The sequence below is a fragment of the Pseudoneobacillus rhizosphaerae genome, assembly GCF_917563885.1.
Classification (GTDB): Bacteria; Bacillota; Bacilli; order Bacillales; family Cytobacillaceae; genus Pseudoneobacillus; species Pseudoneobacillus rhizosphaerae.
Genome location: NZ_CAKJTG010000024.1, coordinates 1 through 18,029 on the forward strand (window position 1 = coordinate 1; position 18,029 = coordinate 18,029).

An 18,029-nucleotide genomic window follows, 5' to 3' on the forward strand; every position below is an offset into this window, starting at 1 on the left:
TTTAAATACGGACTCTAACATGGTCCAATAAGCGGATTGACCTTCCTTCACTTCTACTATAAAAAAAATAGTAGCACAAACCATGGCCTTGGTCTGTACTACTAATGTTAGTATGTTTTACATCACTGGTTACTAAATTAAGGATAAGAAGCGTCATAAGAATTGACATCCCAATTGTCACCTAATTTTAAGTGTACAATATGCTTTGTCCTTTAAATTTCTTTTGTCATTACTGGTCTTACTTCTCTATAAAAGGTATTCCAAATCCCTATGTGAAAGGGAAATGGCATTCGTCAATTCGTACGCCATTTCTGATGTCAATTTACCATTATGCACCTCAAAACGGAACGGTTTAATAAGTAACTCGGGCTGGCTTTCATATTTTTATGCTTCTACTTCCACTCTATTTTCTAAGTTTTGATAAGCACCTGAATCGATTTCACCTGTAATTCGGCTAGTTAAAATTCCAGAAGTCATCGCACCACTTACATTAAGTGCTGTACGTCCCATATCAATAAGAGGTTCAATTGAGATTAATAATCCTGCTAAAGCTACCGGTAGATCTAGTGCCGATAGAACAAGGATGGCAGCAAATGTTGCATTCCCCCCGACCCCTGCAACACCAAAGCTACTAATAGCTACGATGACAATAACCGTCGCTATAAAGGATGGTGTAAGTTCAACTCCTACAGTCGGTGCAATCATGATGGCTAACATCGCTGGATAAACCCCTGCACAGCCATTCTGACCAATAGTTAATCCGAATGAGCCTGCAAAATTCGCAATTCCTTCCGGAACACCTAATGATTTTTGTGTTTGGATGGTAATCGGTAAAGCCCCAGCACTTGTACGGGAAGTAAACGCAAAGGTTAATACTGGAAATGCCTTTTTCAAATAAGTAACTGGATTTAATCCAGCAACGCTTAATAGAATTAAATGAATGACAAACATAACAATAAGAGCGACATAAGAAGCGACTACAAATTTACCTAGTTTTAAGATTCCATCAATATCACTTAAAGCTACTGCTTTTGTCATAATAACTAATATGCCATATGGAGTTAATCTTAAAATGATGGTCACCACACGCATGACAATCGCATGTAACGTATCGACAAGCTTTTCAAAGGCTTCCGCTTGTTCAGGTGATTTCCTTCTTACTCCTAAAAAGGATACACCAATAAATGCGGCAAAAATAACAACGGCAATGGTGGATGTTGGACGTGCTCCTGTTAAATCTGAGAACGGATTTGCTGGTAGTAAATCTAGCATTTGTTGCGGAAAGGTTTTACCTTCCACTTCCGCTGATCTTTGTTCTAACGCTTCTCCTCTAGCCGCTTCAGCATCGCCTTCTTGAATTTGAATGGCTTCTAAATCAAATCCAATCGTTGTAGCAATCGCAACAGCAGCGGCAATTGCCGTTGTTCCGACTAGTAATCCAATTACCAAAAAACTGATCTTTCCAACATTTTTCGCAAGCTTCATTTTTGTAAAGGCTGCTAGGATAGAAATAAAGACAAGTGGCATCACAATCATTTGCAATAGCTTAATATAACCTGTACCGACAAGGTTAAACCAATTAATTAAATCTATTACTACCTGTTCTGTTGGTCCGTAAATCCACTGTAGAATAAATCCATAAATAATACCAACGGCTAAAGCTAAGAATACTCTTTTTGAAAATGATACATGTTTTTTCTGTAGAAAGAAAAGGCCAAAAATGAATAGTAACATCACAATGATATTAAGCCAAAAGCCAATCGTCATTCTCCATTCCTCCTTATCATTTTTAATAAAATCACAAGGCATGTTTCCCTGTAAGTAAAGTCGGAATTGAAATAAAAAAATAATAGTATGCCTTTACTTGAATTTATGACTTTACGACAATGAATATGTTTTTTATTCAAACAAAAAAGGAAATAAGTAGCTGATGAAAGGCAAAAAAATCGTATTAAAAAGAGCAAACCCCATTGGATTTGCTCTTTTTTATGATGTTAATTAAATCTAAGTTTACTCTTCGCCCAATTCATCTTGCGGAATATAAACTTGACCTACTTTACCCGTTTTTAATAAGGTTTGCATAATCGCCTTTGACAATTGACTTGGTTTATATGGCTTAATTAAATAATCCGTTGCCCCTAAGGAAAATCCTTTTTCTTTTTCATCAAGAGCTGATGAAATAAAGATTGGAATATTTTTAAGTATTTCTTGTTTCTTTATTTCTTCCATTATACTCCAACCGTCTAGTTCATCCTCTTCAAGAAGAATATCTAATACAATGGCATCAGGAAGTTCCTCTCTTATGACAGCTAATGCATCTTTTCCTCTTTTAAAATAAGATACTTGGAAATCATCCTCTTTCAGCTCTTCGGTAATTAATTGACCTAAGCTTTGATCATCTTCTACAACCATTACCTTAAAGCCTAACGCTCTTGATTCTGTTACAGGTGCTAGTTCTTCAAGCTGTCCAGGTATATGCGGGAAAGAACAAGTGAAGATACTGCCGCTTCCATATTGGGACTGGACAAAGACCTCTCCATTATGGGCCTTCATTATTTCTTGTACAATGGCCAATCCTAGTCCAGTGCCACCTATTCTCCTGCGGTCACTATTATCAATACGGTAAAACCTTGAGAATAGCTTTTGCATGGACCCCTCTGGTATTCCGAGACCTTGGTCCTTAATGTCTACAAAAACTCGATCCTCATAATGGTAAAGTTTAATTTCGATATCCCCACCATTTGGTGAATATTTAATCGAATTGTTAATTAAATTCGTAAATACTTGCTCAATTTTATCACGATCTCCTAAAATATGTGCTTTATTACTTTCATCAATTATAGAAATTTGATGTTCGTTTGTATGGATACTTTGAGATTCAACCACTTTATCCAGAATTAACTTAAGATTAATAAATTTCTTCTCATACGACTGTTTTCCTGCCTCCATTCTTTGGATATCAAGAAAATCATTAATTAATGCTGTTAATCGTTTTGCTTCATTGTAGATGGTCGTAAAATACTTTTGTTGTCTGTCGGGTTTTAGTTCACGGTTTAATAGTAGCTCTGTAAATCCAAGGATACTAGCTAATGGTGTCCTTAGTTCATGACTAACGGTACTAACAAACTCTGACTTCATCATGTCTACTTCAAATTCTTTCGTGATATCACGGTGAACTAATATCGTCCCTACTTTATCGTCTACATGATATAATCCCGTACAATATACCTTTATCACTTGATTGGGATTGAGTTTTTTATAAATAAAAATACTATCGCTTTCCTTTTTTTCAGTCGCTTTACGTAAAAAACTTTGAAAAGATTCCGGATCTTCTACTTGTGCTGCCATAACAGATGTCCAATTATTCAAGTCTAACCCAATTATTGTTCCTATTTTATTACTCCATTGAAACATATCAATCAATTGTTTATTCACTTGAACAATAACACCTTCATTATTTATTAACAAAATTCCCTCTTGAATGGTGTTTAATATATCTTGATTTAAACTACGCTCTGCTTCTGATTTTTTATATAACTCTTCATTTTGAATGCTTTTTGATTTAAGTTCGTCCTGTTGATTCAGAAGAATTCTTGTGATTCGCAGCAAAGTTAACAGGATGATTAAAATAAACCCAATAAAGCCAACTTGAACATAGGTTTGATGCTTTATTAATCGCTCAAAGCTAGCTTCTAATTTCTTTCCTAAATCACTAATATAATTTGCTGAATTCCTTTGAAAGTTTGTAATATTTGCTGTTGTTGTCGAATTAGCTAACTTCGCTACCTCTTCTGGATGGCCATCTTCATAAAATGAAATCGCACTAGGCAGTGCATTGCCAAAATAATAATCTTGAAATTGTTCTGCTTCCTTAATAAAACGTTTATCCTCAGAAGTGCTAATAATCTCCTTAAACTGGACAAAGAGCGATGAAACATGTTCATCTGTAGCAAGCGCATGTTCTTTTAACGTTACATTCCCATAGGCAAAATAACCACGTGCCTCAGAAAAGGCATTGTTAAAGCTATTATTAATTTCTTGCGCCAAATCTTTTTTTCTCTCTAACAAGTCGATTTGATCTGAATAACCTTCCTTAAAGTAGTGGAGGGAAAGCCATAAACTGATTGCCCCCACTAAAAAGAATATAATCGTGAGCACCATTAAAGAAGCATATTTTTTTGATAAAGTTTTTTGGAAATAATCTTTAATCTTCATCTAGTATTGCCTTAACCTTTTCGATTAGTTGTAGAGGGCTAAAAGGCTTTTGCATAAACTCATTTGCACCGACAGATAAAATCATTTCTTGTTCATGCTTTTGACTTTTTGCTGAGAGCATAAGAATTTTCACTTCACTATTAACTAATCCCGCACGAACCTTTTTTATAACTTCCATACCTGTATAACCAGGCATCATATAATCAAGTATAAGTAAGTCGTATTCATTACGTTCAAACAATTGAAGGGCTTCTTCCCCGTCCGCCGCCTCGTCAACGTGATAATCCTCATCTTCTAGTGTATCGACTATTAGCATTCTAATAATTTCTTCATCCTCTGCTAATAAAATCCTTTTCACTCCACTTTCCCCTCTCTACTTACATTGTCAAATGCTTCTTTCATAATAAAGTAAGATTTTTTTAAACGTTCTTCAAATATAGGTTGTTCCCATTCCTTCCATGAAAAGAAAAGTGTTTCATTATTCACATCAGAATCTTGAATTACATTATTATGAACAGAAATGACATTTAATTTGATTTGATTAATCTTTACAGAAGATGCAAGTCCACCCTTCCACAAATCACCCATTGCCTCGCGCAAACTCGGATCCTTAATGTTTAATAGCTGCCAAGGAATCCTTAATTCTAAAACTTTTTTGTCTTTACTTAAACTAAAATCCGTCAAACTATTAAAATTTTGATCATAGGGATTACCATTACCATACATTAGGCTTCCTGCTTCATATGCAGTAAAAGGATACGTCTTATTTGTAGAAGGAACAACTAGCTCTTTATTTAAGGCTAAACGAATGGGGTGAAAAACTCCATTGTTTTTCCTTGCTGCATAGGATGCTTGATCAATCATTTTTAAATCATGACCGTATTGATAATAAAAAGGATCATAATAACTATCAACCAACATATTAGCGTTTTGTTCATCTGTTAGATTAACGATAAAATCGACACCATTTTTTGTTGCTATTTTCTCATTTTGACCTATTGGTATGGTAGTTTGACCTTGATTAGAAATGGTATCTAATAATAAATAGATATCGTCCTCTTTCCAATTTAAAGGCTGTTGAAATTTCATTTTCGCATAAAAATAACTCTGATCTGCATGTAGATCAATTTGTTTAATGCGTTCATTCCGATTATCTGTTTGGAAAATAGGCTTTACATTTAATTTATTCCAATCTCCTTCTTGTCCATCCACATATAGTTGTTTCTCACTAGAACTAGGCTCAAAGCTTAATAACCCAAAATGTTGTTCGTTTGTTTGAACATTTGACCAAAATGGCCGGCGATTAGGGTTATCAAGGTCCATCGTATTCCATGTACGTTTAAACCACTCATCTTGCCAGGTGAAAACTAGCCCTCCTGCATAGCCTTCATGAACAATCGAATGGAATAAGCGCTTATTTATATTCCCTTGTTCCTGTTCAGAGTGATGTCCTTGGTCCATACCATAGGCATTAAGATGGGTTAAGCCCCTCGAGCCTGGAACTCCAAATTCAGCTACTAAAACTGGCATGCTATGGACCTTAATAAGGTCGTTTAAATAACCAGCATAATTATTTGGATTTCCGTCTGCATCTTTATACTCCAAATATTTTTGTTCATAGTTTAAAAAATCCGGATAGTAAGGATAGATATGATAAGAAGCAAATAATCCTGCATGAAAATTTATCGTTTTTTCAATATGGTTAGGATTAACAGCCACTAAGTCTTCTTCCTCTGATGGTTCTGCAGGATGTTCAAGTAAATCCGTAGTAACCCAGTTTGTAAAACTCATAGTATGTTGCCAACCGTATTCTTTTGTCTCATAGTCCGCTGCAAACTCCATCATTTGGGCTAACCAGACCTCAAACGGACTAGCATTTGTCGTCTTAAAGTACTTTCCATTCCATTGACCAACAGCTTTATTTTTGATATTTGTTTCTTGTACAACACGTGGGTCCCACTCGATTCCAAGTATATATCCAAGAATATACGAAGAGACGTCCGTCTTATACTCTCCACTAGCATGTCCGACCCGTTCTGGAATGGTAATATTCCCATGAACAATATCAAGCATCTGACGTATTTCTAACTGAAAATCCTCGACAACTTCTTTAGAAAATGCATTTTGGGTTCTAATTAAGCTTTCTTCTGTTACCCAAGCACCATGAAATAAATAAAGAGGTGACTTAGCAATTTTGTTATATTTATCAAGTGCTTCGTAAAATTCGGGCGGATGTAACGTGTACACCCTAATGGAATTAGCATTCATGTCACCAATTGCTTTAAACCATCGGAAATATTCATCCATGGTAATTGCCGTTTCACCAGGAAAATAGCCTGGTTTTGCAATCCCCATATTTACACCTTTTATTAAGAAATTCTCCCATTTTCCATTATTTTGAACTTGAATAAATTGATTACTAGTTTGACTGTTATAGGTAATCCCATCAGTTTGAATCATCTCTACCTTTTCTTGCTCAACATCCTGGTGGAGGCCATTTTTTAGAATGTATTTCATCATAGGAACATAAGTCTTCCAATAAAATGAGCTCCGCTCACTCACATACTTCTTCCATAGCGATAAACCTCTAGTCTGATAAATACTTGGGACTTCTGCTTCATCAGCAAAATCACCTGAAAAATAATAAGAGGTATACTGAGCGTTTTCATGAAGATTGACCGCAGGGAATATTGTTGGAATACCAAGCTCATGCATGGCTTCCTTCTTTTTTTCAGAAACAGGGAGATGAAAATTCGCAAGTATTTCATCTTCATTTCTAGCACTTACGATATCAAACCAATATTGATAAACGGAATTTAAATTTTGTTTAAAATAATCTTCGCCCTTTTTCGTAAAACGAATTTCTACACCTTGTTTCGTTAAGTCTTCCTCTTCTACAACATAGACATAATCATCTTCATTCACAAACACAAGCCCCGCTCCGGTGAAAGTCCAATCTCCCTCATATTGGTCCTTTACCCAGATGGGTACCTCTATGGAATCCAAATCCGTAAAGTAGCGACCGATCCAGCCGCTCCAGTTTACGTTTAATAGATTTGAAATTCTCAATCGAGCATCTGCCGTTGTTGGACTTGCAAAGGTATTAAATTCAGCTATTAGTGTTTTCCCTTTTTCTTGGTATAGTGAATTTTCAATTTGTTCTACTTCTTCCAACTTAAGACCGCCGTATAGACTTTCTGAACGTTTGCCGAGCTGATTTTCACCGTAGAAATCCTCTTCATACACCCCATATTGATCAGCAAGATATATGACATCAAACTGTTCAAGTTTTTTAGGGAGCTCTCTTATTCCATAATGCTTGTCGTCCTTAGGGACAAATCCAACATAATCTTCCTTTAATGAATACAGATTATGATCCGGTTTCACATATTTTTCATTATTTAATAACCAAACGAAGCCTTTATGTTCGCGGTAGGTTTTGTCGGGTACTGTCTTGTCTACGATTAATACATTTAAAGGGTTTGAATCCTTTAACATCCATAGCCAAAATGGGCTTAATAGTACCAGTATAAGTAATAAAATATAGGCAATGACTACATTTTGGCCATTTGAAAATAGCTTTTTCATTTTGATACACCTTTTCTTTTCATTTCTCCCCAGCTTGTTTCACCTTTTATCGATTGCCAGATTCCCTCACATCTCCAAAATACCGTTAAGGGTCTATACCATAAGGTTTCGGTTAATGAGTAGACAAATAGCTTTAATATTTGATCTAACTTTGGATATCTTCTTAGGCTCCATTCTTCAAGAAGAACAGCAGCCATTGAAAAGAAGGAGCCGTATAGGCAGGAAAGGAAGAAAATAAGAATAGCAAATTCTATATAAACTCCCCCGAAAAATAAAGATAAAATAATGTAAATAAATCCTGAAAGTTCCACTACAGGACCTAAAAATTCGACAATCCAGAAATACGGAAACGAAATAAATCCAATCGATCCGTATTTAGGATTAAAGGTTAGCTTTCGATGTGTCCATAAACTTTCAAATAAGCCACGATGCCATCTGCTTCTTTGTCTTCTTAGGTAAGTCATACTCTCAGGAACCTCTGTCCAACAAACAGGGTCTGGTACATAACCAATTTTTTTATCCAATTTTCTTTCTTTCAGTAGTCGGTGAATACGGACTACAAGCTCCATATCTTCCCCGACGGTATCCGTTTTATAACCACCTGCTTGTAACACCCAATGCTTTGAGAATACACCAAAGGCACCAGAAATAATTAATAGAAGGTTATGCCTACTTAAACCCACTCTCCCCATTAAAAAGGCACGTAAATATTCAATAATTTGCATAATGACCAATGGATTCTTTGAGAGTCCGACATTTAAGATATTGCCATTTTCAATGTGACATCCGTTAGCAATTCGAATACTTCCCCCAGAAGCAATAACTTGTTCATTAGAGTCAATAATTGGTTTCATCACTTTTAGGAAAGCGTCTGCTTCTAGTACTGAATCTCCATCAAGTGAACAAAAATAAGGAAAGTTGGAAAAGTTTAGCCCCACATTTAGGGCATCGGCTTTACCTCCATTATCCTTATCAACTAAATATAAGTAAGGTAAAAATTTGGATTGATAGATTTTTTTGATTGGTTTTGTTTTAATTTGTTTCCTTATTACTTTATGTACTTCAACCATATCGTAATGTTCAATCATCTTTGCAACGGTTTCATCCTTCGAGCCGTCATTTACAACAATAATTTCATAACTTGGATAATGAATACTTAACAATGAACGCACACTTTGTATAATCCCCGCTTCCTCATTGTAAGCAGGGACAATAATTGATATTGGTTTACTGTAATAATCATTAAGGTAGTCATCATATGTTTGCTTTCGATTTAACTGGTATTCCCTCCTTAGCTGGAGGGAAGATATGACAAGAATAGAAGAGTAAAAAATAATAACGATCATCATAAAAATGGTGATAAACCAACCATAAGTTGTCATAATTCCCATTAATACAGTATTGAGCATGAGTTAATCACCTTTGTTTATCCATTCCCATGCCATATCTATTGCAAATGGGTCTTTGGATGTTTGATAGACATTCTTTAATATTTTGTTACCATTTTGGTATTTCTTTATTGACTGTGCTGCTTGGGAACGCACCCACCAGAATGGATCATGAAGCAAGCTGATTAAACAGTTTAACCCCTCCTCATCCTGAATTGTACCTAATAATTTAGCAGCCATCATTCTCTCTTCCCATATAGAGGATTTACAAAGCGGTAGATAGTGGGAAATATCTTTTACATATCCAATTGCAGCTAAAGTTTTTAAAGCTCTAAGACGGATTTCACCTGAATAAGAATGGCAAACTGATTCAATAAAAGGGACATATTTTAACTCGTTTTTATGGGCAAGTAAGTCCAAAGTAGCCTTTTGTAACATGATCTGGCTTTTATGAAAACTGATAACTAACTCATCTAAGATTCGATCACTAGCTTTCAATAATATACTTCGATACTCATATTCCGAAAAATAATGATATCTCAAGTGAATTTCTTCAAATAAATTCTCATAATTAAAATAGGCAAGCACTCTTAATCCAAGGACTTTTTCTTCTCTAGTCGTTCTTTTGGAATTGATTAGCTGTTTTACATCGGATTGAAGCAAACGAATCTTAAAATCTTCTATATGATAAAGCGTATTCATTCGTTTACTCCAATTACGACTTTTTAATGCAGCTTTATAATAATCCGTTAAATATAGTTCGGCTAATGAATAGAGGTTTTTTTTCTCGAAATCACCTTCTAAAACCTCAACGTATTTATCAAGTAATTGTTCAATCGCTTGTATTTTTAATTTATTATCTGGAATTAAACTCCTACTCATTTCGGGGGACAATATGAACGAAAATAAAGGTTCACTTAGTCGTTCTTTATATTGATTTATTTTATTTTTTTGACGATTTTCAATTACTTTTCTTAACACCAAATATAAAAGGATAATGCCTAATATACAAATGATCCCCACAGTTGCAATGGACAGATATAGTAATTCCTTACCCCACATGTTAAGACATCCTTTGAATTAATCGTTGAATCCTTGCTTGCAGCTCTAATATACTAAACGGCTTTGTTACATAATCATCTGCACCTAGCTTCAACGCTCTTGCAATATCATTTTCCGATTTACGACCGGTTAGCATTAATACACTAATTCGATCTTTATCTTTTCTTTGTTTTACTTTCTGGAGTATTTCTAATCCATCCATTACTGGCATTACCCCATCAAGGATAAGAAAATGCTCACCTGAATCGTCTAATCGGTTAGATTGAAAAAATTTAAGGCCATCTTCAAACGCTTGAATATTTAATGTATTCTGATCTAATTTCATCGATTGGAGCACCTTAACAAGCATCGTTCTTACGATTGCATCATCATCAACTACTGATACATTCAATATGTGCTTCACAAGTCCTGGTACCATTACATTAGAGCTAAATACTCTACTTCTCCCCTGCTCCTTAGCCTTATAAAGTGCTTCATCTGCTGATTTTAATGCATTTGTAAGTGAAACGTGTGGATCATTTACAAAGAACACTCCGCCTGAAAAGGTTATTTGAAAGCGATCTGTTCCACTGTTAAAAACATGCTGGCTAAAATCCTTTAATATTCTCGATAATATATCTACAGCCTCTTTGTCGTTACAGTCAGCAAACAAAAGGGCGAATTCTTCCCCACCATATCGAAATACATAATCAGAGCTACGAATATTTTCCTTTAAATACTGAGCAAAGCTTTTAAGAACCTGATCACCAACTAAATGCCCATAAGAATCGTTAATATTCTTAAATAAGTCAATATCAAGTAAAGCAATCGAAAATGGAGTTTTAGAACGCTCTAGTTCATTAATACTTCTATTAAATATTTCTTTTAAAAACCGACGATTATACACTTGAGTAAGCTCGTCCAACAGAACAGTAGTATCAAATATTTGTTTTCTTTGAAGCTGACGATTAACGCGAACAATAAACTCTTCAATGTCAACGGTCTTCTGAATAAAATCATCCGCCCCATTTCTAAAGGCATCCATTCTAATTTCTCGATTATAATCCATACTAGTCATAATAGTAGGAACAAACTTTAATTTATGTATTTCATCTAATAGTTGAAGGCCATTACTTTTCAAATGATAATCAACAATAATACAATCTGGATGTAAATCAAAATACTGCTCAATTGCCTTTTCAGGCTCAGTACATGCAATTACCATCCAACCTTTTTCTTCTAAGGCATCTTTTAAAACAATAAGCATCGATACATCATCATCAATTACTTGAATAAGTGGGATATTTCCTTCTCTTGTATTTAGGGGAATTATTTCTAATTCCTGAAAGTTTTCGTATTCATCACAAATAATTATTAAATGATACAGAAAATCACGAAGCTCTTCTATACCCCAATACTTATCCGCATCTTCTTCAATTTTATCCAATAATTCAGTTGTAATCTGTAATATTCCCCCTAAACGAATCGTACCCGACGTTCCCTTAATGGAATGCAAAAATCGATAAACTTCCTCATTCGCAATCAAATCGTTTGATTCAAACCATTGTGTCATCTGTGTTTTTATCTTTTGGATCAATAGTGCTTTATATTTTTCAAAATGCATATTACACCTCTAGTATTATAAATAATCTTCACAACAAAATTTTAAAAAGATAGTATTACCCAAGTCGTAATAACTATAACATTTATCAACTTTGATTACATATTAACGGTATGGTCAATTAATAATACTAAAAGTATATACGAATCCCTTAGAGGTGAAAATGATGGATTTTTTTAGCGGACAAGAATCTCTTACTACCATTCAGTGGGCATTGAGAGCTATTGTTGGATTCTTCTTTTTAGTTCTCATTGCAAAATTAATGGGAGAGCGGTCCATCTCTCAATTACGATTCCTCGATTTTGTAATGGCATTGCTCATCGGAAATATTATTGCTCACCCTTTATCAGATGAAGGTTTGGGTTTAAAGGGTGCCATGATTTCAATGACTGTTTTAGTTTTTTTGTATTTAGGATTAGTATATTTAAGCTTAAAGTGGCATTTATTAAGAAGACTGTTCGATCCCGCTCCATTTCCCCTTATTGAAAGTGGACAAATACATCATAAAAATCTATTTAAAGCGAGAATTACAATCGATATTTTATTAAGCGAATTACGAAAAGAAAAAATAGAAGATGTCAATAAAGTGGCGCTAGCCTTATGGGAATCGGATGGTAAAATATCCATTTTTCTTGATTCCCCATACCAAACAGTTACAGCTAGTGATTTACATTTAGCAAAAGACCCTTTCACACTTCCAAAATCCATTATTAAAGAAGGCAGAATTGAATATGAAGAACTACACCGCTTGGGGAAGGATGAACAATGGTTAAACAACCAATTACATCATTCCTTCAAAGTGACGGTAAATGATGTACTATTAGCAACGATTGACAAAAATGATAATGTAAAAATATTTTTGTATCAATAAAAAACCTGCTATTGCTTGAAATTCGCAATAGCAGGTTTTTTAATTTAACGATGATATTATTTATTTAAATCCTTTGGCGAAAATGCCCCAGGAAGAAGCTCGGCAACGGTAGTTACTTGTACATCACCTTTTAAATTGGTTAAGATGACTTCCATTTCTGGATCACAAAACTCTGAAATGACTTGGCGGCAGGCACCACATGGGGAACAAGGACCCTCAGTATCTGCAACGACTGCTAATTTTACAAAGTCTCTTACACCTTCAGAAATCGCCTTAAAAAACGCTGTTCTTTCGGCACAATTCGTCATACTATAGCCAGCATTTTCAATGTTACAACCTTTGTATACTGTTCCATCCTTTGCAAGTAAAGCTGCTCCTACTTTAAACGTCGAATAGGGTACATAAGCCATTTCACGTGCATTAAGCGCCTCTTTTATTAATTGCTTTTCCTCCATAGGTTAAACCTCCCAAGACTTTACAATTAGTTTTGCATCATTTGCATGATGTATTCTACAATTTTACCACCAAACCAAACTCCTACAACACCCATAACCGCTGAAAAAACTGGCGGTGCTGGAAGTGGTAATTTAAGAAATTTAAATAGGATCCCTACAAGCATGCCCGCAACTGTTGCTAATAAAACTTCTTTCATAAATATATGACCTCTTTTATTTTAATATGAACTACTAGAAACTTCACCTTTTACAATTGAAATTCCTGAACTAGCACCAATACGGCTTGCACCAGCTTCAATCATTGCTAATGCATCTTCACGACTTCTTACTCCACCAGATGCTTTAACACCAATATCAGGACCTACAACTTTTCTCATTAATGCGATATCTGCCACTGTTGCTCCTCCAGTAGAGAAACCGGTTGACGTTTTGACGAAATCAGCACCAGCCTTTACGGAAATAAGGCAAGCTCTTTCTTTTTCTTCTTCTGTTAATAGTGCGGTTTCAATAATAACCTTTGTTAATGCTTTTCCTTTTGCAGCATCAACTACTGCACGAACATCACGTTCAACTAATTCATCATTTTTATCTTTAAGAGCGCCAATATTAATAACCATATCGACTTCTGTTGCACCATTTTCAATGGCATTCGTTGTTTCAAATGCTTTCACTTCAGGTGTACTAGCTCCTAATGGAAAACCAATTACCGTACAAACCTTTACTTCCGGAGTATCTTTTAATATTTCTGCAGCTGTTTTAACCCAAGTAGGATTCACACATACTGATGCAAACTTATATTCTTTTGCTTCATTTGCTAACGATATTATAGCCTCTTTTGAGGTAGTTGCTGCTAATGCTGTATGATCAATCATATTTGCGATGTTTGTAGTCATTTTATTATCTGTCCTTTCAACAAAAAGAATTCTGTCTCCCCAATTTCATTTTTCCCTTAACCTACATTGATAATGTACCAGAAACAATGAACAAATGTAATTAAAAATTGTTACAAATGTGAAAAGTATTAATTACTTTCACAAAAAATTCACAACTAACCTTCTGTATTATCACTTTCTTCACAATTTCATTTTAACTCTAACTTGAACATTTGTAAAATGTTATTTTTACAAATGTTAATATTATTAATCCTGTTCCAAGTCCTCCAAATTTTAGTATTTGAAAATTGGCAAATGGTACATATTAAAAGGAACAGTTAGCAATCTTTTTGGAGGACCTTTTACTTATGATTACTTTTAATAAAGGGATCTTTCGATTCCGTTTACTTAATGGATTGATATGGGCTTGTCTAATTACATTCTTTGGGTATTTTGCTATTCAATTACCAGATGTCTTACGCGGAAATGGTTTTGAATTTGAAGGTGAATATAAGCAAACAAACAAACTTTTAGAACAGCAATTTGGACAAGGAAGAACTCCACTTATTATTTTGTTCGAAAATACTAAAGGGATGTCTGAGAAACGTTGGCAGGATTCGATTCAAAGCTTTTTGGAATCCACTCAAAACTTACCCTTTCTTGAAGAGCAAATCTCCCCTTTACAACAGCCAGAAATGCTGAAAAAAAATGTAGCATATGGAATTTTCCTTTTTACACCAACGAAGGAAGAGAAATTAAAACCATCTTTGCAGACGCTTCGAAAAACGGCTCTTCAATATAAAGAAAGTAAAATAACCATAACTGGGGAACCCATTATGGTAGAGGATTTAAACGAAGCAAGTCAGAAGGATTTAGCAAAGGCTGAAATGATTGGATTACCCATTGCCTTGTTAGTATTGATATTTGCTTTTGGTGGTTTAGTTGCTGCTAGTATCCCAATTGCCATAGGGGTTAGTTCAATCTTAGTCAGTATGGGTGTAGTCTATTTTTTCCACCATGTTGTTGATCTTTCTATATTTATTTTAAATATTATTCCAATGATTGGCTTGGCATTAAGTATCGATTTCGCCTTGCTTTTTATCAATCGCTTTAAAGAAGAGATTCTTTTACACAGTTCTGAGGACTCCTTAATCATTACACTCAGAACGGCTGGCCGTTCAATCATTTTTTCTGGACTTTGTGTCTTTATTGGCCTATCTGGACTTTTGTTCATTAGAATTGATATTTTTCAAAATGTAGCGATTGGTGGAATGGTTGTTGTATTGGTTTCAATACTATCATCCTTAACCCTTTTGCCATTAATTCTGTTTGTTCTTGGTAGCAGAATAAACTCGTTACCACTATTTCGTACTAAAGGGAATCATGAAAGGATTTGGATAAATTTCTCAAAATTTGTCATGCGTTTTCCTATCCTTATTACTCTTATTTCATTAGCAGCTTTATTGACCTGCTTAATTCCGATTAAAGATATCCAATTAGCCATTCCAGGAAAGGATTCTATCCCACCTAATTATGAATCGAGAATTGCCTTTGAGACTTACAAGGAACATTTCATTCCTAATGGACGAGAAGAAGAAAACGAATTAATTATGATTTTGGAAGCAAAAGAGGAAATGACGAACGTAACCGCCCTAAAAAACGCAGGTACGTTTATCGAAAAACTAGAAAAGGATGATTACGTAACGTACGTAGAGTCCCCATTTTCCATTTCCAAAATAAAAGACCCAGCTCTATTCTCGCAGATGTGGGCAACAAATAGGGAGTTTTCAGGAAATCTTTCACGATATATTCAAAAGGACAAAATGCTTTTAAGAGTCTATTTAGCTGATGACAAAACAACAAAGCAAATACACAGATGGGTAAATAAATGGGATAAAGCCGGCGAACCCTTTACTTTACATTTAGGTGGACAAGTAAAGTTTGAACAGGAAATATTTAATGAAATTTTTCAAAAGGCTCCTTACGGCTTCTTATTAATTATCGTATCAACTTTGATTATATTAACGATAGCTTTTCAATCAATTCTTATTCCAATTAAAGCAATATTTATGAACATTTTAAGCTTAGGAGCAACATTCGGAATTGTAGTATGGATTTTCCAATACGGACACTTTCAAATTGAACCTGTTACGATTGGATTAATTCTCCCAGTTTTCGTATTTAGTTTAGTTTTTGGTCTTTCCATGGATTATGAGGTTTTTCTAATTTCGCGTATTCATGAGGTTTATTTAGAAACCGGCGATAATACCTATGCAACAATTATCGGATTGACATCAACTAGTAAAATCATTACCTCGGCAGCAGCTATCATGATTGTCATTACTGGAGCTTTTTCTTTTACAGGCGTAATGCCCATCAAACAAATTGGTATAGGGATTGCGATTGCTATTTTTATTGACGCAACCATTGTTAGACTTTTACTCGTACCTGCTTTAATGAAGCTTTTAGGTGACTGGAACTGGTGGTTCTTTGGACGATCGAAGGTAAAAGCAACTAAATAAGAGGGCTATTTCGTTTAGCCCTCTTTGTTTTATAGTTGACTGGAACGATTACGTTGTTTTTGTTCTAAATTTAAGTAGTGATCCAAAAGCTGACTAATTTGAACGGTCTCAGGTGAAGAAAATCCACTAGTAAGGGCTGAATCAATCATTTGTTTCCTTGTGTTGGAAATAAGAGAATTTAGTTGTTTATGTGAATGCGAGGGATGGGTTAAAAGAGAAGTTGTCATAATTGCTTCCTCCACTAGAGATTGTAATTTGGGTAAAAGGTAATTAAGGTGAAAATAGTATTAACTAACTACACTATACTATGAGAATTGGAAAGTTTTACAAAGAATAAGTGACAATATAATGACAATAGATTTTTTGCAGTAGACGTTTACGATTAGATGCTAATTGTGACCGAAACCAGAGGGCTAGGGGGAAAACGGGCACATTAGTTGCTATTCGTGACCGAAACCTACTAACAAGAGAGAAAACGGGCACGATTAGTTGCTATTCGTGACCGAAACCTGCCAACAAGAGAGAAAACGGGCACGATTAGTTGCTATTCGTGACCGAAATCAGCCAACAAGAGAGAAAACGGGCACGATTAGTTGCTATTCGTGACCGAAACCTACCAACAAGAGAGAAAACGGGCACGATTAGATTTAAAAAAGACTATAAAAAAAACAGGTAGAAACCTCCTACCTGTTTCCCTCCCCATTATTGAGTAATAATTACCGGGCCGTCTTTAGTAATAATAATAGTATGTTCGAGTTGTGCCACAAAACTTTTATCGGTCACATAGGTCCACCCATCATCCAACTGATAAACCTCTTCTTCCCTCGTTGAAATAAAGGGTTCAAACGCTATGACCATCCCGGTTTTCAATAATTCATCATCCCATGGTTCATGGTAATTATAGATATGATCGGGTGCTTCATGAATCGAACGTCCAATCCCATGACCAGTAAGGTTCTTGATAACTGTCAATCCATGTTTACGAGCTGTATTGATCACTGCTTTACCGATGCCACTCTTTTTAGAACCTGGTTTAATTTTTTTCAGACCTTCTTCAAATGCTTCCTTGGCAACCTGACAGATTTTCGCTAATACTGCTTCTCCTTCACCAACTACAAAGCTAATGCCTGTGTCAGCGAAATATCCATTCTTGGATCCCGATACATCGATATTAACGATATCCCCTTCACGAATTACCCGACTGCCTGGAATACCATGTGCCACTTCTTCGTTAACGCTTATACAAGTATAGCCTGGAAAATCATACTCTCCTTTAGGGGCAGATATCGCACCAGCCTGTTCGAACATGCTTTCAGCTATTTCATCAAGCTCTTTCGTAGTAATTCCAGGTACAGTTTGTTTCACCATTTCATCTCTTATTGCAGCAACAATTTTGCCAATTTCTTTTAAACTTTGGATATCTTCTTCTGTCTTTGCGATCATTACTTCTTCACCA

Annotated in this window: 14 protein-coding genes; 2 read left to right on the forward strand and 12 right to left on the reverse strand. The window is 35.2% G+C overall.

What is annotated here, in order from left to right:
- Positions 1-384: 384 nt before the first annotated feature.
- The 7 genes from LRP83_RS17695 to LRP83_RS17725 all read right to left on the reverse strand — a co-directional run bounded on the left by LRP83_RS17695 (position 385) and on the right by LRP83_RS17725 (position 11,856).
- Entirely contained in the window at positions 385-1,767 is a 1,383-nt protein-coding gene (locus tag LRP83_RS17695; RefSeq protein WP_230498032.1) for an L-cystine transporter, read from the reverse strand.
- 243 nt (positions 1,768-2,010) lie between these two features.
- Complete coding sequence (locus tag LRP83_RS17700; RefSeq protein WP_230498033.1) at positions 2,011-4,215, reverse strand: ATP-binding protein; 2,205 nt, start codon at positions 4,213-4,215, stop codon at positions 2,011-2,013.
- Entirely contained in the window at positions 4,205-4,573 is a 369-nt protein-coding gene (locus tag LRP83_RS17705; RefSeq protein ID WP_230498034.1) for a response regulator transcription factor, read from the reverse strand. The genes LRP83_RS17700 and LRP83_RS17705 overlap by 11 nt, the downstream gene beginning before the upstream one ends.
- Positions 4,570-7,803 carry a hypothetical protein gene (locus tag LRP83_RS17710; protein WP_230498035.1) on the reverse strand — a complete coding sequence of 1,078 codons (3,234 nt, stop codon included), beginning with the start codon at positions 7,801-7,803 and terminating at the stop codon, positions 4,570-4,572. The genes LRP83_RS17705 and LRP83_RS17710 overlap by 4 nt, the downstream gene beginning before the upstream one ends.
- Entirely contained in the window at positions 7,800-9,212 is a 1,413-nt protein-coding gene (locus LRP83_RS17715) for a glycosyltransferase family 2 protein (RefSeq protein ID WP_230498036.1), read from the reverse strand. The genes LRP83_RS17710 and LRP83_RS17715 overlap by 4 nt, the downstream gene beginning before the upstream one ends.
- Before the next feature lie 3 nt (positions 9,213-9,215).
- Positions 9,216-10,253: a HEAT repeat domain-containing protein gene (locus tag LRP83_RS17720; RefSeq protein WP_230498037.1), complete on the reverse strand. Its 1,038-nt coding sequence runs from the start codon at positions 10,251-10,253 to the stop codon at positions 9,216-9,218.
- A gap of 1 nt (position 10,254) precedes the next feature.
- Positions 10,255-11,856 carry a GGDEF domain-containing response regulator gene (locus LRP83_RS17725; RefSeq protein ID WP_230498038.1) on the reverse strand — a complete coding sequence of 534 codons (1,602 nt, stop codon included), beginning with the start codon at positions 11,854-11,856 and terminating at the stop codon, positions 10,255-10,257.
- 163 nt (positions 11,857-12,019) lie between these two features.
- Between LRP83_RS17725 and LRP83_RS17730 the strand changes: the two genes are divergently transcribed.
- Positions 12,020-12,724, forward strand: a complete 705-nt coding sequence (locus LRP83_RS17730) for a DUF421 domain-containing protein (protein ID WP_230498094.1) — start codon at positions 12,020-12,022, stop codon at positions 12,722-12,724.
- Positions 12,725-12,780: 56 nt separating this feature from the next.
- Here LRP83_RS17730 and LRP83_RS17735 read toward each other — a convergent pair whose 3' ends face one another.
- Genes LRP83_RS17735 through deoC form a run of 3 tightly spaced genes read right to left on the reverse strand, consistent with a single transcriptional unit; the run spans position 12,781 to position 14,072 of the window.
- Positions 12,781-13,179, reverse strand: coding sequence for a cytidine deaminase (locus LRP83_RS17735; RefSeq protein ID WP_230498039.1), 399 nt, complete (start codon positions 13,177-13,179; stop codon positions 12,781-12,783).
- A 26-nt stretch (positions 13,180-13,205) separates the two neighbouring features.
- The gene (locus tag LRP83_RS17740; protein ID WP_230498040.1) at positions 13,206-13,376 is read right to left on the reverse strand and encodes a XapX domain-containing protein; all 171 of its coding nucleotides are present in this window, start codon (positions 13,374-13,376) and stop codon (positions 13,206-13,208) included.
- A gap of 21 nt (positions 13,377-13,397) precedes the next feature.
- Complete coding sequence (gene deoC, locus LRP83_RS17745) at positions 13,398-14,072, reverse strand: deoxyribose-phosphate aldolase (RefSeq protein WP_230498041.1); 675 nt, start codon at positions 14,070-14,072, stop codon at positions 13,398-13,400.
- A 347-nt stretch (positions 14,073-14,419) separates the two neighbouring features.
- On the opposite strand from deoC, the gene LRP83_RS17750 reads away from it, so the two are divergent.
- On the forward strand, positions 14,420-16,573 hold the full coding sequence (locus LRP83_RS17750) for an MMPL family transporter (RefSeq protein ID WP_230498042.1): 2,154 nt from the start codon (positions 14,420-14,422) through the stop codon (positions 16,571-16,573).
- 29 nt (positions 16,574-16,602) lie between these two features.
- On the opposite strand, the gene LRP83_RS17755 is transcribed toward LRP83_RS17750, so the two are convergent.
- The gene (locus LRP83_RS17755) at positions 16,603-16,800 is read right to left on the reverse strand and encodes an aspartyl-phosphate phosphatase Spo0E family protein (protein ID WP_230498043.1); all 198 of its coding nucleotides are present in this window, start codon (positions 16,798-16,800) and stop codon (positions 16,603-16,605) included.
- A 475-nt stretch (positions 16,801-17,275) separates the two neighbouring features.
- Positions 17,276-18,016: a type I methionyl aminopeptidase gene (gene map / locus LRP83_RS17760; protein WP_230498044.1), complete on the reverse strand. Its 741-nt coding sequence runs from the start codon at positions 18,014-18,016 to the stop codon at positions 17,276-17,278.
- Between the last annotated feature and the right edge of the window lie 13 nt (positions 18,017-18,029).

Excerpts from the sequence above, each read along its gene's own strand:
- LRP83_RS17695 (WP_230498032.1), bottom strand. The coding sequence starts at position 1,767 with ATGACGATTGGCTTTTGGCTTAATATCATTGTGATGTTACTATTCATT.
- LRP83_RS17700 (WP_230498033.1), bottom strand. The coding sequence starts at position 4,215 with ATGAAGATTAAAGATTATTTCCAAAAAACTTTATCAAAAAAATATGCT.
- LRP83_RS17710 (WP_230498035.1), bottom strand. The coding sequence starts at position 7,803 with ATGAAAAAGCTATTTTCAAATGGCCAAAATGTAGTCATTGCCTATATT.
- LRP83_RS17715 (WP_230498036.1), bottom strand. The coding sequence starts at position 9,212 with ATGCTCAATACTGTATTAATGGGAATTATGACAACTTATGGTTGGTTT.
- LRP83_RS17720 (WP_230498037.1), bottom strand. The coding sequence starts at position 10,253 with ATGTGGGGTAAGGAATTACTATATCTGTCCATTGCAACTGTGGGGATC.
- LRP83_RS17725 (WP_230498038.1), bottom strand. The coding sequence starts at position 11,856 with ATGCATTTTGAAAAATATAAAGCACTATTGATCCAAAAGATAAAAACA.
- LRP83_RS17730 (WP_230498094.1), top strand. The coding sequence starts at position 12,020 with ATGGATTTTTTTAGCGGACAAGAATCTCTTACTACCATTCAGTGGGCA.
- LRP83_RS17735 (WP_230498039.1), bottom strand. The coding sequence starts at position 13,179 with ATGGAGGAAAAGCAATTAATAAAAGAGGCGCTTAATGCACGTGAAATG.
- LRP83_RS17740 (WP_230498040.1), bottom strand. The coding sequence starts at position 13,376 with ATGAAAGAAGTTTTATTAGCAACAGTTGCGGGCATGCTTGTAGGGATC.
- deoC (WP_230498041.1), bottom strand. The coding sequence starts at position 14,072 with ATGACTACAAACATCGCAAATATGATTGATCATACAGCATTAGCAGCA.
- LRP83_RS17750 (WP_230498042.1), top strand. The coding sequence starts at position 14,420 with ATGATTACTTTTAATAAAGGGATCTTTCGATTCCGTTTACTTAATGGA.
- LRP83_RS17755 (WP_230498043.1), bottom strand. The coding sequence starts at position 16,800 with ATGACAACTTCTCTTTTAACCCATCCCTCGCATTCACATAAACAACTA.
- map (WP_230498044.1), bottom strand. The coding sequence starts at position 18,016 with ATGATCGCAAAGACAGAAGAAGATATCCAAAGTTTAAAAGAAATTGGC.